At 60.3% G+C, this 26,189-nt stretch carries 26 protein-coding genes, 1 tRNA gene and 2 pseudogenes; 21 read left to right on the top strand and 8 right to left on the bottom strand.

Annotation, left to right across the window (positions count from 1 at the left end; translation table 11 throughout):
• Window positions 1-77 precede the first annotated feature (77 nt).
• Window positions 78-1,103, bottom strand: a complete 1,026-nt coding sequence (hemH, locus tag C4J93_RS03855; RefSeq protein ID WP_124428643.1) for a ferrochelatase — start codon at window positions 1,101-1,103, stop codon at window positions 78-80.
• 14 nt (window positions 1,104-1,117) lie between these two features.
• A complete protein-coding gene (locus tag C4J93_RS03850; RefSeq protein ID WP_124428642.1) occupies window positions 1,118-2,017 on the bottom strand; it encodes a TIGR01777 family oxidoreductase in 900 nt (299 codons plus the stop codon).
• Window positions 2,018-2,229: 212 nt separating this feature from the next.
• On the opposite strand from C4J93_RS03850, the gene C4J93_RS03845 reads away from it, so the two are divergent.
• The 11 genes and pseudogenes from C4J93_RS03845 to C4J93_RS03795 all read left to right on the top strand — a co-directional run bounded on the left by C4J93_RS03845 (window position 2,230) and on the right by C4J93_RS03795 (window position 11,789).
• Complete coding sequence (locus C4J93_RS03845; RefSeq protein ID WP_124428641.1) at window positions 2,230-3,216, top strand: NAD(P)/FAD-dependent oxidoreductase; 987 nt, start codon at window positions 2,230-2,232, stop codon at window positions 3,214-3,216.
• Entirely contained in the window at window positions 3,213-3,428 is a 216-nt protein-coding gene (locus tag C4J93_RS03840) for a TIGR02450 family Trp-rich protein (protein WP_124428640.1), read from the top strand. Before C4J93_RS03845 ends, C4J93_RS03840 begins: the two co-directional genes overlap by 4 nt.
• Before the next feature lie 111 nt (window positions 3,429-3,539).
• Window positions 3,540-4,499, top strand: a complete 960-nt coding sequence (locus C4J93_RS03835) for a DUF523 and DUF1722 domain-containing protein (protein ID WP_124428639.1) — start codon at window positions 3,540-3,542, stop codon at window positions 4,497-4,499.
• Window positions 4,500-4,502: 3 nt separating this feature from the next.
• Window positions 4,503-5,432, top strand: coding sequence for a MerR family transcriptional regulator (locus C4J93_RS03830; RefSeq protein WP_124428638.1), 930 nt, complete (start codon window positions 4,503-4,505; stop codon window positions 5,430-5,432).
• Window positions 5,433-6,872, top strand: coding sequence for a deoxyribodipyrimidine photo-lyase (gene phrB, locus C4J93_RS03825; protein WP_124428637.1), 1,440 nt, complete (start codon window positions 5,433-5,435; stop codon window positions 6,870-6,872).
• Entirely contained in the window at window positions 6,869-7,651 is a 783-nt protein-coding gene (locus C4J93_RS03820; RefSeq protein WP_124428636.1) for an SDR family oxidoreductase, read from the top strand. The genes phrB and C4J93_RS03820 overlap by 4 nt, the downstream gene beginning before the upstream one ends.
• A complete protein-coding gene (locus C4J93_RS03815) occupies window positions 7,648-8,895 on the top strand; it encodes an NAD(P)/FAD-dependent oxidoreductase (protein ID WP_124428635.1) in 1,248 nt (415 codons plus the stop codon). Before C4J93_RS03820 ends, C4J93_RS03815 begins: the two co-directional genes overlap by 4 nt.
• Window positions 8,892-9,700, top strand: a pseudogene (locus tag C4J93_RS03810) (DUF1365 domain-containing protein). The gene C4J93_RS03815 and the pseudogene C4J93_RS03810 overlap by 4 nt, the downstream one beginning before the upstream one ends.
• Window positions 9,687-10,958 carry a cyclopropane-fatty-acyl-phospholipid synthase family protein gene (locus C4J93_RS03805; RefSeq protein WP_124428634.1) on the top strand — a complete coding sequence of 424 codons (1,272 nt, stop codon included), beginning with the start codon at window positions 9,687-9,689 and terminating at the stop codon, window positions 10,956-10,958. The pseudogene C4J93_RS03810 and the gene C4J93_RS03805 overlap by 14 nt, the downstream one beginning before the upstream one ends.
• Window positions 10,951-11,430 carry a DUF2878 domain-containing protein gene (locus C4J93_RS03800; protein WP_124361205.1) on the top strand — a complete coding sequence of 160 codons (480 nt, stop codon included), beginning with the start codon at window positions 10,951-10,953 and terminating at the stop codon, window positions 11,428-11,430. The genes C4J93_RS03805 and C4J93_RS03800 overlap by 8 nt, the downstream gene beginning before the upstream one ends.
• Before the next feature lie 53 nt (window positions 11,431-11,483).
• On the top strand, window positions 11,484-11,789 hold the full coding sequence (locus C4J93_RS03795) for a YkgJ family cysteine cluster protein (RefSeq protein WP_124428633.1): 306 nt from the start codon (window positions 11,484-11,486) through the stop codon (window positions 11,787-11,789).
• A gap of 129 nt (window positions 11,790-11,918) precedes the next feature.
• Here the strand turns inward: C4J93_RS03795 and C4J93_RS03790 are convergent, their stop codons facing one another.
• The 6 genes and pseudogenes from C4J93_RS03790 to hemA form a co-directional block, all read right to left on the bottom strand.
• Window positions 11,919-12,437, bottom strand: coding sequence for an acyloxyacyl hydrolase (locus C4J93_RS03790; RefSeq protein ID WP_065891717.1), 519 nt, complete (start codon window positions 12,435-12,437; stop codon window positions 11,919-11,921).
• A 99-nt stretch (window positions 12,438-12,536) separates the two neighbouring features.
• Window positions 12,537-13,342, bottom strand: a pseudogene (gene murI, locus C4J93_RS03785) (glutamate racemase).
• On the bottom strand, window positions 13,335-14,090 hold the full coding sequence (locus C4J93_RS03780) for a molybdopterin-synthase adenylyltransferase MoeB (RefSeq protein WP_124403024.1): 756 nt from the start codon (window positions 14,088-14,090) through the stop codon (window positions 13,335-13,337). The pseudogene murI and the gene C4J93_RS03780 overlap by 8 nt, the downstream one beginning before the upstream one ends.
• Window positions 14,084-14,914, bottom strand: a complete 831-nt coding sequence (gene prmC, locus C4J93_RS03775) for a peptide chain release factor N(5)-glutamine methyltransferase (protein WP_124428632.1) — start codon at window positions 14,912-14,914, stop codon at window positions 14,084-14,086. Before prmC ends, C4J93_RS03780 begins: the two co-directional genes overlap by 7 nt.
• The gene (gene prfA, locus C4J93_RS03770; RefSeq protein WP_124428631.1) at window positions 14,915-15,997 is read right to left on the bottom strand and encodes a peptide chain release factor 1; all 1,083 of its coding nucleotides are present in this window, start codon (window positions 15,995-15,997) and stop codon (window positions 14,915-14,917) included. It abuts the gene before it with no gap.
• Entirely contained in the window at window positions 15,994-17,283 is a 1,290-nt protein-coding gene (hemA, locus tag C4J93_RS03765; protein ID WP_124361198.1) for a glutamyl-tRNA reductase, read from the bottom strand. Before hemA ends, prfA begins: the two co-directional genes overlap by 4 nt.
• 182 nt (window positions 17,284-17,465) lie before the next feature.
• On the opposite strand from hemA, the gene C4J93_RS03760 reads away from it, so the two are divergent.
• The 10 genes from C4J93_RS03760 (at window position 17,466) to C4J93_RS03715 (ending at window position 26,108) form a co-directional block, all read left to right on the top strand.
• On the top strand, window positions 17,466-19,190 hold the full coding sequence (locus C4J93_RS03760; RefSeq protein ID WP_124361197.1) for a tetratricopeptide repeat protein: 1,725 nt from the start codon (window positions 17,466-17,468) through the stop codon (window positions 19,188-19,190).
• 4 nt (window positions 19,191-19,194) lie between these two features.
• Window positions 19,195-19,812, top strand: coding sequence for a lipoprotein insertase outer membrane protein LolB (gene lolB, locus C4J93_RS03755; protein WP_124428630.1), 618 nt, complete (start codon window positions 19,195-19,197; stop codon window positions 19,810-19,812).
• 49 nt (window positions 19,813-19,861) lie between these two features.
• Window positions 19,862-20,665, top strand: coding sequence for a 4-(cytidine 5'-diphospho)-2-C-methyl-D-erythritol kinase (ispE, locus tag C4J93_RS03750; RefSeq protein WP_256660182.1), 804 nt, complete (start codon window positions 19,862-19,864; stop codon window positions 20,663-20,665).
• 37 nt (window positions 20,666-20,702) lie between these two features.
• Window positions 20,703-20,777 (top strand) — tRNA-Gln (locus C4J93_RS03745).
• Between the two features lie 46 nt (window positions 20,778-20,823).
• Complete coding sequence (locus C4J93_RS03740; RefSeq protein ID WP_003208392.1) at window positions 20,824-21,765, top strand: ribose-phosphate pyrophosphokinase; 942 nt, start codon at window positions 20,824-20,826, stop codon at window positions 21,763-21,765.
• A 138-nt stretch (window positions 21,766-21,903) separates the two neighbouring features.
• Entirely contained in the window at window positions 21,904-22,509 is a 606-nt protein-coding gene (locus C4J93_RS03735; protein ID WP_124361194.1) for a 50S ribosomal protein L25/general stress protein Ctc, read from the top strand.
• Window positions 22,510-22,677: 168 nt separating this feature from the next.
• Window positions 22,678-23,262, top strand: a complete 585-nt coding sequence (pth, locus tag C4J93_RS03730; protein WP_003188350.1) for an aminoacyl-tRNA hydrolase — start codon at window positions 22,678-22,680, stop codon at window positions 23,260-23,262.
• Between the two features lie 21 nt (window positions 23,263-23,283).
• Window positions 23,284-24,384 carry a redox-regulated ATPase YchF gene (ychF, locus tag C4J93_RS03725; protein ID WP_057725888.1) on the top strand — a complete coding sequence of 367 codons (1,101 nt, stop codon included), beginning with the start codon at window positions 23,284-23,286 and terminating at the stop codon, window positions 24,382-24,384.
• Between the two features lie 410 nt (window positions 24,385-24,794).
• Window positions 24,795-25,721: a sigma 54-interacting transcriptional regulator gene (locus tag C4J93_RS03720; RefSeq protein ID WP_124428629.1), complete on the top strand. Its 927-nt coding sequence runs from the start codon at window positions 24,795-24,797 to the stop codon at window positions 25,719-25,721.
• Window positions 25,722-25,901: 180 nt separating this feature from the next.
• Window positions 25,902-26,108 (top strand): hypothetical protein, encoded by a 207-nt coding sequence (locus C4J93_RS03715; RefSeq protein ID WP_124369511.1) that lies wholly within the window; start codon window positions 25,902-25,904, stop codon window positions 26,106-26,108.
• The last annotated feature ends 81 nt before the right edge of the window (window positions 26,109-26,189 follow it).

The following is a 26,189-nucleotide window of genomic DNA, read 5'->3' as shown; positions in this document are numbered from 1 at the left end:
TCAGTCTCAACTTTCCTGACTGATGCACCGCTATCGGGGCAAGCCCCCTCCCACATTTGGCTATTCGCACGGCTTAATTACAGTGAAACAGGCGCCCGTTCACACAAGGTATTAAGCGCCGCAGCCCATTGCGGGTCATCATTCAGGCAGGGCACCAACACCAACTCCTCGCCCCCCGCCTCACGGAATTGCTCCCGCCCGCGATCACCGATTTCCTCCAGGGTCTCGATGCAATCGGCGACAAACGCCGGGCACATCACCAGCAGTTTTTTCACGCCTTGTTGCGCTAACGCCTCGAGACGCGCCTCGGTATAGGGTTCGATCCACTTGGCGCGGCCCAGGCGGGATTGGAACGCCACCGACCACTTGCCGTCCGGCAACCCCAGCCGCGTGGCCACATCCCGGGCGACGCTGAAACACTGCGCGCGATAGCAGGTGGCAAGCACCTCAGGAGACGCGTTCCTGCAGCAGTCAGCGTCTTTGAAGCAATGCTGGCCCGTGGGGTCGAGCTTGGTCAGGTGACGCTCAGGCAAGCCGTGGAAACTCAACAGCAGGTGGTCGTAATCCTGTTCTACATACGGGCGCACACTCGCCGCCAAGGTATCGAGGTACTCAGGCTGATCGTAGAACGGCTGCAGGATCGAGAATTGCACCTTGAGTTTCTTGTCGCGCACCACGCGCCTGGCTTCCTCGATCACCGTGGTCACGGTGCTGTCGGCAAACTGCGGGTACAGCGGCGCCAGGGTCACTTTCTGGATGCCTTGGGCGGCCAGGCGTGTCAGCACCGTTTCAAGCGAAGGCTCGCCATAACGCATCGCCAGTTCCACCGGGCCCTGGGTCCATTGCGTGGTCATCTGCTGCTGCAGGCGACGGCTGAGGACCACCAGCGGCGAGCCCTCCTCCCACCAGATGGACGCATAGGCATGCGCCGACTGCTCGGGACGCTTGATCAGGATCAGCGACACCAGCAGGCGGCGCACCGGCCACGGCAGGTCGATCACATAAGGGTCCATCAGGAACTGATTGAGGTAGCTGCGCACATCGGCCACCGAAGTGGAGGCCGGTGAGCCCAGGTTGACCAGTAACAACGCGTGATCCGTCATGCAACATCCTATCTCTAGAGGCGGCTGGACAAGTCGTCCAGGGCCGCACGCAACTCAGTGAACTGGAAAGTGAAACCCGCCGCCAGCAGCCGCTCAGGCAGGGCCTTTTGCCCGCCCAGCAACAAGCCCGACAACTCGCCCAAGCCGACCTTCAATGCAAAGGCCGGCATCGGCATGAACGCCGGGCGGTGCAGCACCTGGCCCAACGTCTGGGCAAATTCGCGATTACGCACCGGGTGTGGCGCGCAGGCATTATAAGGACCGCTGGCGTCAGCCTTGTGCAGAAGAAAATCAATCAGGGCGATTTGATCCTGGATATGCACCCACGGCATCCATTGCCGACCATTGCCGATCGGCCCGCCCAGCGCCAGTTTGAACGGCAGCAGCAGGCGCGACAAAAAGCCGCCCTCGGCCGCCAGCACCAGGCCGGTACGCACCAGCACCACACGAATGCCCAGGGCCTCGGCCCGCACGGCGGTTTCTTCCCAGGCGATACACAACTGGCTGGGGAAATCGTCTTGCACCGGGCCGCACGCTTCAGTCAGTTCGCGCTCGCCGCCGTCGCCATACCAACCCACGGCAGACCCGGAGATCAGCACCGCCGGTTTTTGCTCGAGGCCTTCCAGCCATGCCAGCAGGCTTTCGGTCAGACTGATGCGGCTGCTCCACAGCAAAGCCTTGCGTTTGTGGGTCCAGGGACGGTCGGCGATGGGCGCACCGGCGAGGTTGACCACCGCATCGACGCCGCCGATCACGTCCTGCAAGCGCCCGACACCCGCCACTTGCGCGCCGCAGACCCGCGCAACGGCATCGGGTTTGCGGCTCAACACGGTCAAGCGATGGCCCTGGGCAAGCCAGTGCCGGCACAGTTGACGGCCGATCAAACCGGTACCGCCGGTCAGCAAAATATGCATGGGACGCTCCTCATGTAACGTTCGCCGCCGCTCACTGGTCTATTTTATAAGCAGGGATCAATTTAATAATCGAGCGTGGCGGCCATTCAGGCCTTAGCTTAACCATAGGTCACGCCACACAATCAGGCACGCCAAAACTTATACCAAAAAACAATATTGTACAGCTATTGGTGTCGGCGTAGTCTGTACCCAACGGTAAAACGAGGCCTCCCATGACTGTCCCCATTGCGATCATCGGTACCGGCATTGCCGGTCTCTCCGCCGCCCGAGCGTTACGAGACGCGGGGCACGTTGTACAACTCTTCGATAAAAGCCGCGGCAGCGGCGGCCGTATGTCCAGCAAGCGCAGCGATGCCGGTGCCCTGGACATGGGCGCACAGTACTTCACCGCGCGTGATCGGCGCTTCGTCAACGAAGTGCAGCGCTGGCAAAGCCATGGCTGGGCGCAACAGTGGAAGCCCCAGCTGTACAACTTCAAGTCCGGCCAACTGACACCCTCCCCCGATGAACAGATCCGCTGGGTCGGTACACCGCGCATGAGCGCCATTACCCGCGCCCTGCTCGATGATCTGCCGGTGGAATTCGGTTGCCGCATCACCGAGGTGTTCCAGGGCACCCAGCACTGGAACCTGCTCGACGCCGATGGCGGCCATCACGGCCCGTTCAGCCATGTGATCATCGCCACGCCGGCGCCCCAGGCTACCACCCTGCTGGCCGCCGCACCGAAACTGGCGAGCGTCGTGGCCGGGGTGAAAATGGACCCGACCTGGGCCATCGCCCTGGCCTTCGATAAGCCTCTGGATACGCCGATGGAAGGCTGCTTCGTGCAGGACAGCGCCCTCGACTGGCTGGCGCGCAACCGCAGCAAACCAGGGCGTGACGTTACCGTCGACACCTGGGTGCTGCATGCCACCAGCACCTGGAGCAAGGCGCACCTGGACCTGCCCAAAGAGGCCGTGATCGAACACTTGCACGGCGCCTTCGCCGAGTTGCTGCATTGCACTATGCCCGCGCCCTCATTCAGCCTGGCACACCGCTGGCTCTACGCCCGACCGTCCAGCAGTCATGAATTCGGCGTGCTGGCCGATGCCGACCTGGGCCTGTTCGTCTGCGGCGACTGGTGTTTGTCGGGGCGTGTCGAAGGCGCCTGGCTCAGCGGCCAGGAAGCGGCGCGACGATTGATCGAGCACCTGCAATGAATCGCATCAACCCGGCCAAATTGCTATTGTCAAAATGGACAGCTGCCTTGCCGAAAAACAAGGAAAAACACTTCCTCGTCACCGAACTGTTTCGTGACGAGGAAGGCACCGTGCTGGAGATCGAGCTGCAAGCGGTGATGACCCGACGAACCGAGCGCGTTGGCTGGCAAACATTGCAGAATACGGATAGCTGGAAAATGGGATGGCAGTAAGCCCTGCGAAAAAACCTGTACAAAATAATTGACTTGTACAAGATCAAATCTATGATGAAATTAGTTGTACAGTAATTCGCACCTGTACAGGAATTTCACAGAGGTTTGCCCATGCCCCATTCCGTGAAACCCAAGATCGGCATCAGTGCCTGCCTGCTGGGCGAGAACGTGCGTTTCAACGGCGGGCATAAACAATCTCTATTGTGCAGCCAGACCCTGGCCGACCACTTCGACTACGTGCCGCTGTGCCCTGAAGTCGCAATCGGCCTGGGTATCCCCCGCGAAACCATTCGCCTGGTCGGCGACGCAGTCAATCCCCAGGCCGTGGGCACCGTCCACCGCGAACTCAACGTGACCCAGCCACTGGATGAATACGGGCAGGCGATGGCGCGTGAACATACCGACCTGTGCGGCTACATCTTTATGCAGAAATCGCCGTCCTGTGGCCTGGAGCGGGTCAAGGTTTACCGTGAGAACGGCGCCCCGGTGGATGGCGGCGCGCGCGGTATCTACGCCCAGGCATTCTGCGCGCGCCATCCCAACTTGCCGGTGGAAGAAGACGGTCGTCTGAATGACCCGGTATTGCGAGAAAATTTCCTCACCCGCGTGTTCGTCTACGCCAGCTGGCAGCAACTGCTCGCTGATGGCCTGACGCGTCATCGCCTGCTGGCCTTTCACTCGCGCTACAAATACTTGCTGATGGCCCACAGCCCGGCGCACTACAAAAGCCTCGGCCAGTTGCTCGGCACCATGGGCAAGGATGACAACCTCGACGAGTTGGCCACCTGCTACTTCTGCGAACTGATGACGGGCCTTAAGAGGTGCGCCACCCGCGGTACCCACACCAATGTGCTGCAACACATCAGCGGCTATCTCAAGGCGTCGATCAGCGCCGACGACAAGCAGGAAATGCAAACCGTCATCGGCCAATACCGCCAAGGCATCGTGCCTCTGGTGGTACCGCTTACCCTGCTCAAGCATCACTTTCGTCAACACCCGGACCGCTACATTGCGCAGCAGGCCTACCTGCAACCGCACCCGGAAAATCTCAGCCTGCGTAATGCGATCTAAGCCATGAACGTTGCCCTGCAAGACGAAACCGGCGAAGACATCGCCCAAGCCCTGAAAAATGGCTGGTTACCGATCCGCGAGGTGGCGCGCCAGACCGGCGTCAACGCCGTGACTCTGCGCGCCTGGGAACGCCGCTACGGCCTGATCGTGCCCCAGCGCACGCCCAAAGGGCACCGGTTGTTCAGCGCCGAACATGTGCAGCGCATCCACGCCATCCTCACCTGGCTCAATCGGGGCGTGCCGGTCAGCCAGGTAAAAGGCCTGATCGACTCCGCCCAGGCCAACCCCGAGCCGATGGAAAACGAATGGCACGCCCTGCGCCAAACCTTGGTCAATGCCATTGGCGAATTGGCTGAACGTCGGGTCGACGATGCCTTCAACCAAGCCATGGCGCTCTACCCACCACGTACCTTGTGCGAGCAGTTGATGCTGCCGCTGCTCAGCGAGCTTGAACAAAAATGGCAGGGTCAATTCGGCGCGCAGATGGAGCGGGTGTTTTTCCTGTCCTGGCTGCGCAGCAAGTTTGGCGCGCGGATCTACCACAACAATCGTCAACTCCACGGCACTCCGTTGCTGCTGGTCAATCATTCCGACTTGCCCCTGGAACCGCACTTGTGGCTCAGCGCCTGGCTGGCCAGCAGCGCCGACTGCCCGGTGGAAGTGTTCGATTGGCCGCTGCCCGCCGGCGAACTGGCCCTGGCGGTAGAACACCTGCAACCGCGCGCGGTGCTGCTGTATTCAAGCAAAGCGCTGCAGGTCCCGGCACTCACCAAACTGCTGGCCGGCGTTGGTTGCCCGATACTGATTGCCGGCCCCACGGTGTGCATCCACCACGCCGAGTTGGCCGCACTCACCCATGACCTCCCCGACGTGTTCGTCGCCGAAGACCCGTTGTCGGCCCATCAGATATTGCTCCAGCGTGGAATTGTCTAAATGCACTTGATCTGGCTGCGCACCGACCTGCGCCTTCACGACAACACCGCCCTGGCTGCCGCAAGCCAGAGAGGCCCGGTCGCGGCGGTTTACCTGATCACGCCGCAACAATGGCTGGCCCACGATGACGCGCCCTGCAAGGTCGACTTCTGGCTGCGCAACCTCCAGGCACTGAGCCAGGCGCTGGCAGCCCTGAACATCCCGCTGTTGATCCGTCACGCCGACACCTGGGACCAGGCGCCCGGCGTATTGAGCCAGCTGTGTCGGGAGCTCAAGGTGCAATCGGTGCACGTCAACGACGAATACGGTATCCACGAGAGCCGCCGCGACGCCGCCGTGGCCCAGGCGTTGGAAGCCCAGGGCGTGACCTTCCACCATTACCTGGACCAGCTGTTTTTCCAGCCGGGCAGCGTGTTGACCCAGTCCGGCACTTACTTCCAGGTGTTCAGCCAGTTCCGCAAAGTCTGTTACACCCGCCTGCACAGCGCCTTGCCGCGCCTGGTGGCAAGCCCCAAGGCCCAGGCCAGGCTCGACGTGAAAAGCGACGTCATCCCCACCCGCGTTGAAGGGTTCGCGCCACCCAGTGAAACCTTGCGCGCCCTGTGGCCCGCCGGTGAAGACGAAGCGCGCCGCCGCCTCGACGCTTTTGCAGACGAGCAAATCAACTATTACAAAGACGAGCGCGACTTCCCCGCCAAGCCCGGCACCAGCCAGCTGTCCGCCTACCTGGCCGCCGGAGTCGTGTCGCCACGCCAGTGCCTGCACGCGGCGTTGCAGTCCAACCAGGGCGAGTTCGAAAGCGGCGACATCGGCACGATTACCTGGATCAACGAACTGCTGTGGCGTGAGTTCTACAAACACATCCTGGTGGGTTATCCACGGGTCTCGCGCCATCGTGCGTTCCGCCCCGAAACCGAAGCCGTGGCTTGGCGCAACGCGCCCGAGGACCTGGCCGCCTGGCAGCAAGCGCGCACCGGTTTGCCGATTATCGACGCGGCCATGCGCCAACTGCTGGAAACCGGCTGGATGCACAACCGCCTGCGCATGGTGGTGGCGATGTTCCTGACCAAGAATCTGCTGATCGACTGGCGCGAGGGTGAGCGCTTCTTCATGCGGCACCTGATCGACGGCGACTTGGCGGCCAACAACGGCGGCTGGCAGTGGAGTTCGTCGACGGGCACCGATTCGGCGCCGTATTTCCGGATTTTCAGCCCGTTGAGCCAGTCGGAAAAATTCGACAGCGAAGGCCTGTTCATCAAGCACTGGCTGCCGGAGCTGGCCGCGCTGAACAAGAAGGACGTGCACAACCCGCAAGCCGCCGGCGGTTTGTTCGGCATCGCCGATTACCCGCGCGCCATTGTCGACCTGAAACACTCCCGCGAGCGCGCCCTTGCCGCCTTTCGCAGCCTGCCCACGCGTCCAGAGAGGAGAATGGGATGAGCCTGACACCGCCCCGTCGTTATTGGTTGACCGGCGCCAGCAGTGGCATCGGCGCCGCGCTGGCCGTGGAGTTGCTCAACAGCGGCGCCCATGTGGCGCTCAGCTCGCGCACCAAAGGCCCGTTGGCAGCACTCGCCCAGCGTTATCCGGGGCAGGTGCTGGTGGTGGCCGGCGACTTGACCAACAGCCAGACCGTACGCGAGATCGGTGAACGAATCGGCGAAGTTTGGGGCTCGCTGGATACGGTGATCCTCAACGCCGGCACATGTGAGTACGTCGACGCCCGGCAGTTCGATGCGTCGATTGTCGAACACGTGGTGCGCACCAACCTGCTGGCCAGCAGTTATTGCATCGAAGCCGCGCTGCCGCTGTTGCGTGCCGGGCGTACGCCACACCTGGTGGGCGTGGCCAGCGCCGTGACCTACCTGCCCATGCCACGTGCCGAAGCCTACGGTGCCTCGAAAGCGGGGCTGCGCTACTTGTTCGAATCCCTGCGCATCAGCCTGTCGCCCGAGAACATCGACGTCACGGTGATCAGCCCGGGGTTTGTCGACACTCCACTGACCGAACGCAATGATTTCCCCATGCCGTTGAGCTGGTCGGCCGACAAGGCGGCGAAGCATATCTTCGCCAAACTGGAAAAGCGCCCGCTGGAGATCGCCTTTCCGGCCATGTTCATCGCCACCTTGTGGCCGCTGTCGAAGCTGCCGAACCGGGCCCAATTGATCATCGGCAAACGCATGTTGCGCAGCCCGCCGCCGCACAAGGACGACCTGTGAAGATCGCCATTATCGGCAGCGGTATCGCCGGGCTGACCAGCGCCTACCTGCTCAGCCGGCGCCACGACATCACGCTGTTCGAGGCGGGTGACTGCCTCGGCGGGCATACCCATACGGCCAACGTGACGGTCGAAGGCCAATGCTATGCGGTGGACACCGGCTTTATTGTGTTCAACGACTGGACCTATCCCAATTTCATCCGCCTGCTGGGGCAGATCGGCGTCAGGTTCAAACCCACCGAGATGAGTTTCTCGGTGTGCGACCCGAGCGCGGGGTTCGAATACAACGGCAATAACCTCAACAGCCTGTTTGCCCAGCGTAGCAACATGCTGTCGCCAGGCTTCTGGGGCATGCTGCGCGATATTCTGCGCTTCAATCGCCAGGCGCCGCAGGACCTGCAAGCGCAGCGCATCAGCGCCGACATGACCCTGGGTGATTATCTCGACGCCGGTGGTTATGGCCCGCGCTTTATTCGCCACTACATCGTGCCGATGGGCGCGGCGATCTGGTCGATGTCTCTGGCCGACATGCTCAAGTTCCCCTTGCAGTTCTTCGTGCGTTTCTTCAAGAACCACGGTTTGCTGTCGGTGAGCAATCGCCCGCAATGGTGCGTGATCGAAGGCGGCTCCAGCTGTTATATCGAACCGCTGGCCCGCAGTTTCCGCGATCACGTGCGCCTCAACTGCCCTGTGCATAACGTGCAACGCACCGACGACGGCGTGGTTATCCACAGCGCGGCCGGCAGCGAGACGTTCGATCGCGTGGTCTTCGCCTGCCACAGCGACCAGGCCCTGGCATTGCTCGCCGACCCCAGCCTGGCCGAACAGCAAATCCTTGGCGCCCTGCCCTATGCCGACAACGACGTGGTGCTGCACACCGACACGCGACTGCTGCCCGACCGCAAGCTGGCCTGGGCCAGTTGGAATTACCGGCTGAGCGGCAGTCAGCAGCATCAGGCCGCTGTCACCTACGACATGAACATCCTGCAAGGCATCGACAGCGCCACCACCTTTTGCGTGAGCCTCAACCAGACGTCGATGATCGATCCGCTGAAGATCCTGGCGCGCTACACCTATGCTCATCCGCAATACAGCCTGGCAGCGGTGGCCGCGCAGGCGCGCTGGGAAGAATTGCATGGCGCGCGCAACACGTTCTACTGCGGCGCCTACTGGGCCAACGGTTTCCACGAAGACGGCGTGGTCAGCGCCCTGCGCGTGGCCCAGGCCTTTGGGGAAACCCTGTGAACAGCGCCCTGTACAGCGGCTGGATCGCCCATCGTCGGTTTACGCCCAAGGCCCATGCCTTTCGCTACCGCATCGGCCTGCTGTACCTGGACCTCAGCGAAGAGGACGCGGTCCTCGCGCTGTCCCCCTGGCCGGCGGGAGCCGCCTGGCGCCGTTCGGCTTTCGCCAGCAGGATTACCTGCGCCAATTCACGCGCCACGGTATGAGCTTGAGCGACGCGGTGCGCCAGGAAGTCGGCCAGGCCCTGGGGCGCACCCCGCAGGGCGCTATCTGCCTTCTGACCCAGGCCCGCAGTTGGGGCCTGGCGTTCAACCCGGTGAGTTTCTTCTATTGCTTCGAGGCCGACGGGCAACTGGCGGCGATCCTGTGTGAAGTCACCAACACCCCCTGGCGCGAGCGCTATCACTACGTTTTGCCGGCCCAGGCACTGGGCGCCGATGAGCATCAGCACTTCGCCGTGGCCAAGGCGTTCCATGTGTCGCCCTTCCTGCCGCGCGACCTGGAATACCGCATGAGCTTCAGCCCGCCGGCCGCCCGGCTCGGCGTGCACATGGCCGATTGGCAAGGCGCGCATAAAGTCTTCGACGCCACCTTGAGCCTGCAAAAAGAGGCCTTGAACCGCGCCAGCCTGCATCGCTATCTATGGCGCTTTCCCTGGATGACCGCCAAAATTTGCCTCGCGATCTACTGGCAGGCCCTGCGCCTGCTGCTCAAACGCACACCGATTTTCCCCCACCGAGCCGCCGATGGCGTCTCCAGCACCGCAGTCGGGTATACCAAGGACCGCCGCCATGAAATCCCCTAGCTTATCGGTCAAGACCAATCGCCTGAACGTCAACGGCATCAGCGCTGCGCTATTGCGCAAAGGCGTGTTGCGCCAACTCAGCCAATTGCGCCATGGGCAATTGGTGATCGTCGAGGACGGCGAGCGACAAGTGTTCGGCGCACGGGAAGCGCACCTGCTGGGGGAAATCCAGATCCTGGATTCGGCGGCGTGGGGCCTGGTGGCCGCCAACGGCTCTATCGGCGCCGGCGAGGCATTTATCCACGGTTATTGGAGCAGCCCGGACCTGACCGCCGTGGTGCGGGTGATGGTCAGCAACCTCGACGTGCTTGATGCGATGGAAGGTGGCCTGGCCCGCCTGGCGCGGCCGTTCACCCAGGGCCTGCACTGGCTCAACCGCAACACACGCAAGGGCTCGCAGAAAAACATCGCGGCCCATTACGACCTGGGCAACGACCTGTTCGAGGCGTTTCTCGACCCGACCATGATGTATTCGGCAGCGCAATTTCTCAGCGCCGACGACACCCTGGAACAAGCGCAACTGAACAAGCTGGAACGCATCTGCCAGAAACTGTCGCTCAAGCCCACTGATCACCTGCTGGAAATCGGCACCGGCTGGGGCAGCATGGCGCTGTACGCGGCGCAGCATTACGGTTGCAGGGTCACCACGACCACCCTGTCCAAAGAGCAGTTTGCCTACACCGCGCAGCGCATCGCGGCGGCGGGCCTGCACAGTCAGGTGACGGTGCTGCTGCAGGACTACCGCGACCTCACGGGTGAGTACGACAAGCTGGTGTCCATCGAAATGATCGAAGCGGTAGGCCATCGCTTCCTGCCCACGTATTTCAAGCAGTGTGCGCATTTGCTCAAACCCGACGGCCTGATGCTGCTGCAAGCCATCACCATCCGCGAACAACGCTTTGAGCAGGCCAAGCACAGCGTCGACTTCATTCAACGCTACATCTTTCCCGGCGGCGCCCTGCCCAGTGTGCAGAACATGCTGCAGATCGTCTGCCGCGACACCGACATGAACCTGCTGCACATGGAAGATTTCGGCCTGCACTACGCACGAACCCTGCGCCTGTGGCATGAGAACTTTCGCCGTGCCCATGGCCGCCTCGCGGAGCTTGGCTACGACGAGTACTTCCTGCGCTTGTGGGAGTTCTACCTGTGCTACTGCGAGGGCGGCTTCATGGAGCGCACGATTGGCACCGCGCAGTTACTGCTGGCCAAGCCAGCGGCAATCAACCCGCCGTTGCTCGGGCGCTTCAGTGCTTAAATCCCTGGCGAATGCCGCGTTGTTCCAATGCGGCTGGTTTGCCTGTGTGCTCGGCGGCGACAGCCTGTGGTTGCTGGTGGGGTTGGCGGTACTGGTGATCAACCTGCTGTGGATAAGCCCGCTGGCGGATGACGGGGTGTTGATCATCGGCGTGACGCTCGCCGGCACGCTGCTCGACACGCTGTTGCGCACCCTGGGGGTATTCCACTTCAGCGAACCGGGGCCGTTGATTCCGTTCTGGTTGATGCTGCTGTGGGCATTACTGGCCACCACCCTGCGCCATTGCCTGGCCTGGAGCGCCCGGCCCTGGTGGCGTGCCGCCCTGTTGGGCGCGGTGGGTGGGCCGTTGTCGTATTACGCCGGCAGCCAATTGGCTGGCGTGCAGTTTGGCTATGGACTGGGGCCGACAATGGCCGGGCTGGCGGTACTTTGGGCCGCAGTGTTTGTCGGCATGCAGCGGCTGGCTCACTGACGTCCGTCGCGCATTCCTACACCCATGGCCTGCTTGGCTTACACTGCGCGCCTATGACCAACATCCCTCACACTCAAATCACCGAACCCGCCGTCACCTGCTCGACGTGTGCGGCCTGCTGTTGCCAGTTGGAGGTCATGCTGATCACCGACACCGGCGTGCCGCAGCGCTATATCGATACCGACGACTGGGGCGGCGAAGTGATGCTGCGCCTGGATGACGGCTGGTGTGCGGCGCTGGACCGGAACACTATGATGTGCACGATCTATGAGCTTCGGCCGTTGATATGCCGGGAATTCGAGATGGGGGCGCCGGAGTGCCTGGAAGAGCGTGCAGGTATTGCTACGGTCTATCGCTGATACTCAAATGAGTGCGAATCCAAATGTGAGAGGGGGCTTGCTCCCGATAGCGGCCTGTCAGTCAAATTAAGAGTGACTGACATGACGCTATCGGGAGCAAGCCCCCTCCCACATGGATTTGCTGTGTCTTTACAACGGCATGGTGTAGTGCAGCGCGTAGCTCTCTACCCCATCGTTGTTGCTGCTGATCCCGGCGTTGGAATAATGCGTGGCGCGAATGCCCACTTCATGCCCGCCGGCAAACCGCAGGCCGAAACCCAGGCGGTCTTCGAACTGGAAGGACTGGCCGATGTTGTTGTCTTCCAGTTGGGTGCGGGAGAACAACGCCACGCCGATCCCGGCCTCGATGTAGGGTTTGACCGACTCGCCGGCAAACTCATACACAAACACCGGCGAGAACGACAGGCTGCTGGCGCCTGCACGGTCATCACCTTCCCAATACGTGTAAGCGCCGCTCCAGTAGCCTGTCAGGCGACCGACATTGCTCTGCATCCAGCTTTTGTCCCAATCCGAGGTCAGGCCCAGACGGTAGGTCAGCGTTGAATCGCTGGTGCTGCCCAGCCCGAACTCCAGGCCGGCGGCCTGGGTGGTAATAGAGTGTCCCACCATCACAGCCGCAATAGCAGCCATACAGAACAAGCGCTTCATAGAAACTACCTTTGCGAACGAAGTTGTTGGTTATTTACAGGCCATCTCGCTATAGAAGCTGACGTAGAGCCAGAAGTTCAGCGAGATTTCACGAAATTTTCACGAGGCGAAGCTTCGCACAACTCCAGGATGTTTCCAAAGTGTCGGTAGGATATTTCTTAGGTGATACACATCGCCGCTGGTCCAGAACTGCGCAGGCAGCGGTGAAGAGGCCGATGCGCCGCTGGCCAGCAAGCCGCGTTCGCCCAGTAAGCGCTTGAGCTGGCGCGCGACGGCGGCGCCGGTGTCGATCAGGATGATGCTCGGGGGCAGCATCTGCGCCAGCAGTGGCTTGAGGAAAGGGTAGTGGGTACAGCCGAGGATGATGGTATCGCAGCCAGCGCTGAGCAGCGGTTCGAGGTAGCCCTGCAATAACTGGCGCAGCGCCGGGCTGTTCAGATCGCCGGTTTCAATCAGCTCTACCAGGCCCGGACAGGGTTGGGTAATCACCCGCACGTCGGTGGCGAAGCGGTCGAGCAAGGCGGCGAACTTGGCGCTTTGCAGGGTGCCGGTGGTGGCCAGCACGCCGACCACCCCGCTGCGCGTCGCGGCAGCCGCCGGTTTTACCGCAGGTTCCATGCCCACCAGGGCCACTCGGGGTAGTCCTGGCGCAAATCGGCAACAGCGGCGACCGTCGCGGTGTTACAGGCGATCACAAACGCCTTGGCGCCCTGCCCGCGAAAGAACTCGGCGACCCGGCGCGAGCGTTCGCGGATGAAGGCCGGGGTTTTCTCGCCATAGGGGATGTGCCCGCAATCGGCCACGTACAACAGTGACTCCTGGGGTAACAACTGCTGGATTTCCTCCAGTACCGACAAGCCGCCGACCCCGGAATCGAACACACCGATGGGCGCGTCGTTAACCATGTTGCGTCCCGCACACGCTGCAACCAGGGTCGCGTTTGACGCGCAACTCACGAAAGCGCGTGGTCAACGCGTCGATCAGCAACAAGCGCCCCACCAACGGTTCGCCGAACCCGGCCAGCAGCTTCAACGCTTCCAACGCTTGCAGGCTGCCGACCAGCCCCACCAGAGGGCCGACCACGCCGGCTTCGCTGCAGGTCAGTTCGGTGTCGCTGCCATGCCCGTATAAGCAGTGGTAGCACGGGCTTTCGGGGCGACGTGGGTCGAAGACCGACAATTGCCCTTCAAGGCGAATCGCCGCGCCGCTGATCAACGGTTTGCCGGCCATGACACAGGCCGCGTTGACCGCTTCGCGGGTGGAAAAGTTGTCGCTGCAATCGAGCACCACGTCGACGGCGCCGACCGCTGCCGCCAATGAATCGGCATCCAGCGCGGCGCGATGGGCGAGCAGCGCGACCTCGGGGTTGAGGGCGCTCAGCCGCCCCATGGCCGAATCGACCTTGGTCTGCCCCACGCTGTCGCTGTCGTGGATGATCTGGCGCTGCAGGTTGGTCAGGTCGACCGTGTCGAAATCCGCCAGATGCAACTCACCTACGCCAGCGGCGGCCAGGTACAGTGCAACCGGCGCACCCAGCCCGCCCAGGCCGACGATCAGGGCGCGGCTGTTTTTCAAGCGCAACTGGCCGTCGATGTCCACATGCTGCAACAGAATCTGTCGGCTGTAGCGCAACAGCTCCTGGTCGCTCAGCACGGGCGACGTCCCAAGGTGATGCGTTCATGGCCGCCGAGGTCAATGCGGCTGTGCACCTCTTCAAAGCCTTCACTGAGCAACAGCTCGCGCACGGCCGAAGCCTGGTCGTAACCATGCTCCAGTAACAGGCGGCCACCGGCATTCAAGTGAGCCGGGGCCTGTTTGATGATCAGGCGCAGGTCGTCCAGCCCGTCGTCGCCGGCCACCAGCGCACTGGCCGGCTCAAAGCGCACATCGCCGGCTGCCAGGTGTGGATCGTTGGCGGCGATATACGGCGGGTTGCTGATGATCAGGTCATAGGTGTGGCCTTGCAACGCGCCGAACCAATGGCTAGTGAGCACCACGGCGTTATTGAGGTGCAACCGCTGGCGATTGCGCTCGGCCAAAGCCACCGCTTCAAGCACGCGGTCGACGGCCGTGACCTGCCACATCGGCCGTTCGCTGGCCAGGGCCAGGGCGATGGCGCCGCTGCCGGTGCCCAAATCCAGGACCTGCGCGGGCGTGGCCGGCAACAATTCCAGGGCGGTTTCCACCAGCAGTTCAGTATCCGGACGCGGAATCAGCGTGTGAGGGGCGACCTCCAGGTCCAGCTTCCAGAAGCCTTGCTGGCCGAGGATATAGGCCACCGGCTCACCGCCGCGACGGCGTTGCAGGTAGCCGGCAAAGGCCAGGGCGTGCTCGCTGCTGACGATCTTTTCCGGCCAGGTGTGCAGGTAGCTGCGGGACTTGCCCAACGCAGCGGCCAGCAGCAATTCGGCATCCAGGCGCGCGGTGGGCGAGTCGGGCAGGTCGGCGGCGCGCAACAGGCTGGCAATGATGGTCATTTATTCACCTATCGCCGCCAATTGATCGGCTTGGTATTCGGCGAGCAGCGGCTCGATCACGGCATCGACGCCACCGGCGAGAATTTCATCCAGGGAATACAGGGTGAGGTTGACCCGGTGGTCGGTGACCCGGCCCTGGGCAAAGTTATAGGTGCGGATGCGCTCGGAGCGGTCGCCCGACCCCACCAGCAGCTTGCGCTCGCTGGCAATCGCGTTGGCGGCGGCGCTGGTCTGCTGGTCATTAAGCTTGGCCGACAGCCAGGACATCGCCCGCGCACGGTTCTTGTGCTGGGAACGTTCTTCCTGGCATTCCACCACAATGCCGGACGGCAAGTGAGTGATGCGGATCGCCGAGTCGGTCTTGTTGACGTGCTGGCCGCCCGCGCCCGACGAGCGGTAGGTGTCGACGCGCAAGTCCGCCGGGTTGATCTCGATCGCTTCCTGCTCGTCCGGCTCGGGCAACACGGCCACAGTGCACGCCGAGGTATGGATACGGCCCTGGGACTCAGTGGCAGGAACACGCTGCACACGGTGCACGCCGGATTCGAACTTCAGCTTGCCGTAGACGTTATCGCCCTCGACCCGCGCGATGACTTCTTTATAGCCGCCGTGCTCACCTTCGTTCTCGGAGAGGATTTCCACGCGCCAGCCGCGGCGCTCGGCGTAACGCGAGTACATGCGGAACAGGTCGCCGGAGAAAATCGCCGCCTCGTCGCCACCGGTGCCGGCGCGGATTTCGAGGAACACGTTGCGCCCGTCGTTAGGGTCTTTAGGCAGCAACATGCGTTGCAAGTCGCCTTCCAGCTCGACGAGCTTTTCCTTGGCCTCGCGCACTTCTTCCACGGCCATTTCGCGCATGTCCGGGTCGCTGTCTTTGAGCAGCGCCTGGGCGCTCTCGAGGTCGGCCTGCACTTTGAGCAGGTTTTTGTAGGTGGCCACGATGGGCTCGACTTCGGCGTATTCCTTGGAATAGGCACGGAACTTGGTTTGATCGGCAATGATCTCGCCATCGCCGAGCAAGGCGGTCAGTTCTTCGAAACGGTCCTGGAGCACATCCAGTTTATTGAGCAGTGACGCTTTCATTGCGGTTTTTTATCCGAAGAGCTGTCTGACGCGCCCTCACCGAGGGCAAAGAGTTCCTGAGCCATGGCCAGCGCATCGAGGCGGCCTTCGGCAGTCAATTTTTTAAGCTGTACGCTGGGGGCGTGGAGCAGCTTGTTGGTCAGGCCACGGGCCAGCTGCATCAACACGTCTTCGGCGCTGCTGCCGTTGGCCAACAAACGCTGGGCCTTGATCAGCTCCTCATCGCGCAGGCGTTCGCCCTGCTGACGATACGCCTTGAGCACATCCACCGCCGCCAGTTCGCGCAGGCGCACCATGAAATCTTCAGCGCCGGTGCTGACCATTTCCTCGGCAGCCTGGGCGGCGCCCTGACGACTCTTGAGGTTTTCGGCGACCACTTCGTGCAGATCATCGACGCTGTAGAGGTAAACGTCGTCCAACTCGCCGACTTCTGGTTCGATATCCCGGGGAACGGCGATATCCACCATAAAGATCGGTTTGTGCTTGCGCAGCTTCAACGCGCTCTCGACCGCGCCTTTGCCCAGGATCGGCAACTGACTGGCGGTGGAGCTGATGACGATGTCGCTGCGCACCAGCTCAGCCGGGATGTCCGACAGCAGCACGGCATGCGCACCGAACTGCTCGGCGAGGATGCTGGCGCGCTCAAGGGTGCGGTTGGCCACCACAATGCGCTTCACACCCAGTTCGTGCAGGTGACGCGCGACCAGGGTAATGGTTTCGCCGGCACCGATCAGCAACGCCTGGCTGCGCTGCAAGTCGCTGAAAATCTGCTTGGCCAGGCTGACGGCGGCAAACGCCACGGAAACCGGGTTCTCGCCAATGGCTGTGTCGGTGCGCACCTGCTTGGCGGAATTGAAGGTGGCCTGGAACAGGCGGCCCAGCAGCGGGCCGACAGTGCCGGCCTCGCGAGCCACGGCATAGGCTGACTTCATCTGGCCAAGAATCTGCGGTTCGCCCAACACCAGCGAATCGAGACCGGCCGCCACGCGCATCATGTGACGAACGGCCGCATCGTCTTCGTGCACGTAGGCACTGGCGCGCAGGTCATCGAGGCTCAAATGGTGGTAATCGGCCAGCCAGCGCAGCACGACATCGGCAGACAGGTGTTCCTGCTCTATATAAAGCTCACTGCGATTGCAGGTCGAAAGGATTGCAGCTTCGCGGCTGTCGGTAAGCCGGCAGAGCTGCTGCAAGGCCTCAACCAACTGCTCTGGCGTAAACGCTACGCGCTCGCGCACGTCTACCGAGGCAGTCTTGTGGTTAATACCGAGTGCGAGAAAGGCCATTCACTATCGCTGATGATGTCGGGAAGCCGACAATTGTCCTACTTCGAAAGATCCAGAACAACCACCGTCGTCTATTGTCCCTATACGTTGTGCCTATAAAGGCATCCATTGAGACTCGGTTATGTTTGGCCGAAGGCTTGTGTCATGATGATCCGACCGCAGGTTAGTCGTCCTCTTCCTATATGAATAGATCTTCCGCGTTGCTCCTTGCTTTTGTCTTCCTCAGCGGCTGCCAGGCCATGGCACCCGTGTCGCCGGACGCTACAGCGCCGGTGGAAGACAGCACCCCCGCCCCTGAAAAGCCCAAGGTTTATTCCTCGTTCAGCGAAGAAACGGTCTACAGCCTGTTGACCGCAGAACTGGCCGGCCAGCGTAATCGCTTCGATATTGCCCTGGATAACTACGTGACCCAGGCCATCAATACCCAGGACCCCGGTATCTCGGAACGCGCGTTTCGCATCGCCGAGTACCTGGGCGCCGACCAGGCTGCGCTGGACGCCTCGCTGATCTGGGCAAAAAACGCCCCGGACGACCTGGAAGCCCAACGGGCGGCAGCTGTGCAGCTGGCACGCGCCGGGCGCTATGACGATTCCATGGTCTATATGGAAAAAGTTCTGCAGGGCAAAGGCGACACGCATTTTGACTTTCTTGCGCTGTCAGCCGCCGATACCGATCAGGACACGCGCAATGGCCTGATGAAGAGCTTCGACCGCCTGCTGCAAAAACACCCGAAGAACAGCCAGCTGATTTTTGGCAAAGCCTTGCTGCTGCAGCAGGACGATGAAGCCGACGCCGCCCTCAAGCTGCTGGAGCAGAACCCGCCGGAAGACGGTGAGATTGCACCGATCCTGCTACGCGCCCGCCTGCTGCAGAACCTCAACCGCGGCAAGGAAGCGATTCCACTGCTGGAAAAAAGCATCAAGAAATATCCGGACGACAAGCGCCTGCGCCTGACTTACGCGCGGATGCTGGTTGAGCAGGACCGCATGGAAGACGCCAAGGTGCAGTTCGCCAATCTGGTCCAGCAATACCCGGACGATGACGAACTGCGTTATTCCCTCGCGCTGGTGTGCCTGGAAGCCAAGGCCTGGGATGAGGCCAAGGGTTATCTTGAAGAGCTGGTCGCGCGCGAAAGCCATGTGGACTCGGCGCACCTGAACCTGGGCCGCATCGCTGAAGAACGCAACGACCCGCAAGCGGCCTTGCTTGAGTACGCCCAGGTCGGCCCGGGCAATGATTACCTGCCGGCCCAGTTGCGCCAGGCCGATATTCTGATGAGCAACGGTCGTACCGACGAAGCGGAGAAACGCCTGGCCGCGGCTCGCGATGCCGAACCGGACTACGCGATCCAGTTGTATCTGATCCAAGCCGAGACTTTGTCGGCCAATAACCAGGGCGAACGCGCCTGGAAGTTGTTGCAACAAGCGTTGCTGCAATACCCCGACGACCTCAACCTGCTCTACACCCGCGCCATGCAGGCAGAAAAACGCAACGACCTGGCGCAGATGGAGAAAGACCTGCGCCTGATCATCAAGCGCGACCCGGACAACGCCATGGCCCTCAACGCCCTGGGCTACACCTTGTCCGACCGCACAACGCGCTACGCCGAAGCCAAGGTGCTGATCGAACAGGCCCACAAGCTCAACCCGGAAGACCCGGCCGTGCTCGACAGCCTGGGCTGGGTCAACTATCGCCTGGGCAACCTCGACGAGGCCGAGCGCCTGCTGCGCCAGGCGCTGGAGCGCTTCCCCGACCAGGAGGTAGCCGCCCACCTGGGCGAAGTGCTGTGGGCCAACGGCAAGCAACGCGAAGCGCGACAAATCTGGGAAAAATTCCTCAAGGAACAACCCGAAAGCCCCATCCTGCGCGGCACCATCAAGCGCCTGACCGGATCCGAGACCCTATAAGCTTATGTTCTTGCGCCACGTTATCGTTTTCAGTTTCATCGCCCTGCTCGCCGGTTGCGCGGGCGTAGGCAACCGCGAATCCGTTGAAGGCCAGGGCAACCCGGCACAATGGCAACAGCACAAGGACCAGCTCAGCAGCATTGACGGCTGGCAGATCGAAGGCAAGGTCGGGGTGCGCGCACCGAAAGATTCCGGCAGCGGCACCTTGTTCTGGCTGCAACGCCAGGATTACTACGATATTCGTCTTTCAGGCCCGCTGGGTCGCGGTGCCGCGCGCCTGACCGGTCGACCGGGGCAAGTCAGCCTTGAAGTGGCCAACCAGGGCCGCTACGAAGCGACCTCGCCGGAAGAACTGCTGGAGCAGCAGATCGGCTGGAAGCTGCCCGTCTCGCACCTGGTGTGGTGGGTGCGCGGCTTGCCGGCACCGGAAAGCAAAAGCCGACTGAGCCTCAATGGCGACAGTCGCCTGGCCTCCCTTGAGCAGGACGGCTGGCAGGTCGAGTACCTGAGCTATGTGCAGCAGAACGGCTACTGGCTGCCCGAGCGCATCAAACTGCACGGCACCGACCTTGACGTCACGCTTGTGATCAAGGACTGGCAACCGCGTAAATTGGGGCAATAACGTGACTGTCGCAAAACTCACGCTGCCCTCTCCCGCCAAACTCAACCTGATGCTGCACATCCTGGGCCGCCGTGAAGACGGCTACCACGAGTTGCAGACGCTGTTTCAATTTCTCGACTACGGCGATGAGCTGACCTTCGCCGTGCGTGACGATGGCGTGATCAAGCTGCACACCGCGTTCGAAGGCGTGCCCCACGACAGCAACCTGATCGTGAAGGCCGCGAAGAAACTTCAGCAGCAATCCGGCTGCCCACTCGGCATCGATATCTGGATCGATAAGATCCTGCCCATGGGCGGCGGTATCGGTGGTGGCAGTTCAAATGCCGCGACCACCCTGCTCGGCCTCAACCACTTGTGGCAACTGGGCTGGGGCCTTGATCGCCTGGCCGTACTAGGCCTCACACTCGGCGCCGACGTCCCGGTTTTCGTGCATGGGCATGCCGCATTTGCCGAGGGCGTGGGGGAGAAACTGACCCCCGTGGAGCCCGAAGAGCCGTGGTATCTTGTGCTGGTGCCGCAAGTATCTGTAAGTACAGCAGAAATTTTTTCAGATCCGTTGTTGACACGTAACTCTTCTCCCATTAAAGTGCGCCCCGTTCCCAAGGGAAACAGTCGAAATGACTGCTTACCGGTTGTAGCAAGGCGTTATCCAGAAGTACGTAACGCTTTGAATTTGTTAGGTAAATTTACCGAAGCAAAATTAACCGGAACTGGAAGTTGTGTGTTTGGGGGCTTCCCAAGCAAAGCTGAAGCTGATAAAGTCTCGGCCCTTCTTACAGAGACCCTTACAGGGTTTGTAGCAAAAGGAAGCAACGTTTCGATGTTGCATCGCAAGCTGCAAAATCTGCTCTAAAAGGAATCGAGTGTTAGGCACTCGTTGCAACAGATACAGGGGCGTCGCCAAGCGGTAAGGCAGCAGGTTTTGATCCTGCCATGCGTTGGTTCGAATCCAGCCGCCCCTGCCATTTTCTAATACTCATCCAGGTTACCCTCAGCCTCTAGGTACTGCGCGTGTCCAAGATGATGGTCTTTACGGGGAATGCCAACCCCGATCTGGCTCGACGTGTCGTACGTCAGCTGCATATCCCTCTCGGTGACATCTCTGTCGGTAAATTCTCCGACGGCGAAATTACTGCCGAGATCAATGAAAACGTTCGCGGTAAAGACGTCTTCATTATTCAGCCGACCTGCGCTCCGACCAACGATAACCTGATGGAACTCGTCGTGATGGCTGATGCCTTCCGCCGCTCCTCAGCGACTCGAATCACAGCTGTAATCCCTTATTTTGGTTATGCCCGTCAGGATCGCCGTCCGCGCTCCGCACGTGTGGCCATCAGCGCGAAAGTCGTTGCTGACATGCTGACCGTGGTAGGTATCGACCGTGTTCTCACGGTTGACCTGCACGCTGACCAAATCCAGGGGTTCTTCGATATTCCAGTAGATAACATCTACGGCTCCCCCGTCCTGGTGGATGACATCGAAGACCAACGCTTTGAAAACCTGATGATCGTGTCCCCGGACATTGGTGGCGTCGTGCGTGCACGGGCTGTCGCCAAATCCCTGGGCGTGGACCTCGGTATCATCGACAAACGCCGCGAGAAAGCCAATCACTCTGAAGTGATGCATATCATCGGTGATGTCGAAGGGCGTACCTGTATTCTGGTTGATGACATGGTCGACACCGCCGGCACCCTGTGCCACGCGGCGAAAGCCTTGAAAGAGCACGGTGCCGCAAAAGTCTTCGCCTACTGCACACACCCTGTGCTGTCGGGCCGAGCGATCGAGAACATCGAGAACTCCATGCTGGACGAACTGGTGGTGACCAACACCATCCCGTTGTCCGCTGCAGCTCAAGCCTGTTCGCGTATCCGTCAACTGGATATCGCACCGGTAGTTGCCGAAGCGGTTCGCCGCATCAGCAACGAAGAATCGATCAGCGCGATGTTCCGCTAAGGGTCAAACCTGCGGACCATTTCACTGACGAAAAGCGCCCCGCCCCAGCATTCCGCTGGGGCGGGGCTTTTTTGCCCATATCGCCTTTAGCGCTGGTCGCAAACGCTGGGGCGAATGTGGTTATTTTGGAGATACAACATGAACGATTTTACTCTGAATGCTGAAGTGCGTTCCGACCTGGGGAAAGGTGCGAGCCGCCGCCTGCGTCGTCTCGCAAGCCTGGTTCCAGCTGTAGTTTACGGTGGCGACAAAGCCCCTGAATCCATCAGCATGCTGGCTAAAGAAGTTGCCAAACTGCTCGAAAACGATGCTGCCTACAGCCACGTTATCGAACTGAACGTTGGTGGCACCAAGCAGAACGTGATCATCAAAGCCCTGCAACGTCACCCGGCCAAAGGCCACGTGCTGCATGCTGACTTTGTACGCGTTATTGCCGGCCAGAAACTGACCGCCATCGTTCCAGTGCACTTTGTTGGTGAAGAAGCTCCGGTCAAGAAAGGTGGCGTTGTTTCCCACACTACTACCGAGCTGGAAGTAAGCTGCCTGCCGAAAGACCTGCCTGAGTTCATCGAAGTCGACCTGTCGGCTGCTGAAATCGGCACCATCATTCACCTGTCCGACCTCAAGGCCCCTAAAGGCGTTGAGTTCGTTGCACTGGCTCACAACGACGACAAGGCTGTTGCCAACGTCCACGCGCCACGTGTTGTAGCAGAAGATGAAGCAGGCGAAACCGCTGCCGAGTAATGCTCTGTGCAGCGTCGGAGCTTGAGGAAACATCGCGGACCGAAACGTAGCGAGAAAGCGGGCGATAACGCGAAGTTTATCTCTGGATAAGTGAGCTCCTGTCGTCCACTTTCGCCGCACGTTGGCTGCGGCGATGTTATCCACAACTCCAAAGGAAGGGCCCCTGTCGTGACCGCCATTAAACTGATCGTTGGCCTGGGAAATCCAGGCGCCGAATACGAACAGACCCGGCATAACGCGGGGGCCCTTTTTGTTGAGCGCATCGCCCACGCCCAAGGCATCAACCTTGTGGCCGATCGCAAATATTTTGGCCTGACCGGGCGCTTCTCGCACCAGGGTCAGGATGTTCGTCTGCTGATTCCCACCACCTACATGAACCGCAGCGGCCAGGCTGTCGCGGCGCTTGCGGGGTTCTTCCGGATCAAACCCGAGGAAATCCTAGTGGCCCATGACGAACTGGACCTGCCACCCGGCGTTGCCAAGCTCAAGCTGGGCGGCGGGCATGGCGGGCACAATGGCTTGCGCGACATCATCGCGCAGTTGGGTAATCAGAATAATTTCTACCGTCTGCGGCTCGGCATTGGCCACCCAGGCGTTGCCAGTATGGTTTCAAATTTCGTCCTGGGTCGTGCGCCACGCGCCGAACAGGAAAAACTCGATGCCAGCATCGACTTTGCCCTCGGCGTGCTGCCGGATATCTTCGCCGGTGAATGGAACCGTGCGATGAAAAACCTGCACAGCCAGAAGGCCTGACTTTTACCGAGGGGAAACACCATGGGATTCAATTGCGGCATCGTCGGCCTGCCCAACGTCGGCAAATCCACCCTGTTCAACGCCCTGACCAAGTCCGGTATTGCAGCGGAGAACTTCCCCTTCTGTACCATCGAGCCCAACAGCGGCATCGTGGCCATGCCCGACCCACGCCTGGCTGCATTGGCGGCCATCGTCAATCCCAAGCGCATCCTGCCGACTACCATGGAATTCGTCGACATCGCCGGCCTGGTAGCGGGCGCCTCGAAAGGTGAAGGCCTGGGCAACAAGTTCCTGGCCAACATCCGTGAGACCGATGCCATCGCCCACGTGGTCCGCTGCTTTGAAGACGAGAACGTGATTCACGTCTCCAACAGCGTTGACCCCAAGCGTGACATCGAGATCATCGACCTGGAACTGATCTTCGCCGACCTCGACAGCTGCGAGAAACAACTGCAGAAAGTCGCGCGCAACGCCAAGGGCGGTGACAAGGACGCAGTAGTCCAGAAAGGCCTGCTGGAGCAGTTGATCGCTCACTTCACCGAAGGCAAGCCGGCGCGCAGCCTCATGAAGAACATGAGCACCGACGAAAAAGCCGTGATCAAGGGTTTCCACCTGCTCACCACCAAGCCTGTGATGTACATCGCCAACGTCGCTGAAGACGGCTTTGAGAACAACCCGCTGCTGGACGTGGTCAAGGCCATCGCCGACGAAGAAGGCGCGATCGTGGTCCCCGTGTGCAACAAGATCGAAGCGGAAATCGCAGAGCTGGATGACGGCGAAGAAAAAGACATGTTCCTCGAGGCCCTCGGCCTGGAAGAGCCTGGTCTGAACCGCGTGATCCGCGCCGGCTACGAAATGCTGCACCTGCAGACCTACTTCACCGCCGGTGTCGAAGAAGTCCGTGCCTGGACCGTCAAGGTTGGCGCTACCGCGCCACAGGCCGCCGGCGTGATCCACACCGACTTCGAAAAAGGCTTTATCCGCGCTGAAGTGATCGCCTACAACGACTTCATCCAGTACAAGGGCGAAGCCGGTGCCAAGGAGGCCGGTAAGTGGCGTCTGGAAGGTAAGGAATACATCGTCAAGGATGGTGATGTGATGCACTTCCGTTTCAACGTGTAAGAATTGCCTGCGGTTTTTGACGCCGCAAAAATGAGCCGATGCATTGCATCGGCTTTTTTGTGGGCGTTAGAGCGCCGCGCAAATAAAATACCTCCTATGAAGAAACACACTTTGCAAGCATGACATCTGCTGATACGTTTTAACTTCAAACGCTCGCCGCACATTAACCGTTATCCCTCGTTAAAAAACTCGCCATTTAAAATTAATCGCTATTAATACAGGATTTCTCTTACACCCAACTTGCCTGACACTTCCAATCTTCACTTGAAATCCTTTATCGCTTGAGCATTCATACTTTTCATTTTGTCTGCTGCTTTAACAGGATCATGACAAGCCAAAAAAATCCTGTTTAACTAACGCTAATGGAGACAGCCCTTATCGAGTGGCTACCGCAATGGACCAAAGCATTTATGTCGACGCTCAGTCAGAATAAACCTATAACAGATATAACTTTTTCTGATTGCCCGAACATCGAAACGACTGTTAACAGCACAGCCGCTCTCGATATAGATATTCTGTTGATGGGAGAAACAGGCACCGGTAAAGATACATTGGCACAACGTATTCACCACCTGTCACGCCGCAAAGGAAACTTCGTTGCGGTCAACTGTGCGGCCATCCCGGAAAGCCTTGCCGAAAGCCAGTTGTTCGGCGTCAACAGCGGCGCCTACACGGGCGCCATGCAATCTCGAGCCGGATTCGTTGAAGCGGCACACTTGGGCACCTTATACCTCGATGAAATCGACAGCATGCCACTGACGTTGCAAGCCAAGCTGCTACGGGTATTGGAGTCTCGCGGGGTGGAGCGTTTAGGCTCGACCCGATTCATACCCGTGGACATGCGAGTGATCGCCTCTGCTCAGCACGCGCTGCACGACATGGTCGAGCAAGGTACCTTCCGGCGAGACCTGTACTTTCGCTTGAATGTTGTCAGCATTCATCTTCCGGCTTTACGGGAGCGGCGAGAGCGAATTATACCGATGTTCCTCGACATGATTGAGCATGAGGCTGAGCACTTCAAACTCCCTGCTCCGCCCCGTCCCGGCAAGTGGTTGTTACAACAGTTGCTGTGTCATTCCTGGAAGGGCAATGTGCGCGAGTTACGTTCTACGGCGAAGCGTTTTGTACTGGGTCTGCCACCGCTCTCAGCAACGGTGATAACGCGCCAGGAACGGGAAATGAGCCTGAAGGCCCGCTTGCATCAGATGGAGAAATCGCTGATTGAGGAGTCTCTTCGTCAAAACGACCGCTGTGTCGACAGGGTGGCGATAGAACTAGGAGTAGCCAAAAGAACGCTCTACCACCGGATGAAGCATCTGGGCGTTTCGCTGAGCTGAGAATCGCCACGACCTATACCGCTATCAACTTACATTTTTTGAAACATTCCGCTCGGTACCCCATGGAACGCAAAAATCTCTTGAACCACTTAAATGATGGAAAGGCACTACGGTTATACAAACATTTTTTAGCGTATTGCTGACCCCAGTAAAAATAACGTTATCTACGGAGAAAATGATATGACTATTCCTAGTGGATCTTCCTATTCACCTTATGCGGGCGGTTTTGGCGCTGGCGGTGGCGGTATGTCTGCGCAGGATGCCGACGCTGGCTTGGAAGCCTCTGAACGAAAGAAACGCGCAGACGGTGTAAAAAACGCGTTCAAAGCGGCAGAGAACGCCAATACCAGTGGTATCAAATCGGCTGTCGACGCCCTGCGTTTGTAACCGCCTGAACGTATCTGGCCTTTCCGGCAGCCTCTGCCGGGAGGGCCATTTAAGTGCAGACTCCATTACCGACTATCAACA

It is taken from the genome of Pseudomonas sp. R2-37-08W (assembly GCF_003851705.1).
GTDB lineage: Bacteria > Pseudomonadota > Gammaproteobacteria > Pseudomonadales > Pseudomonadaceae > Aquipseudomonas.
The sequence above is the reverse complement of the archived record's forward strand: the minus strand, read 5'-3'. Positions and strand labels throughout refer to the sequence as shown.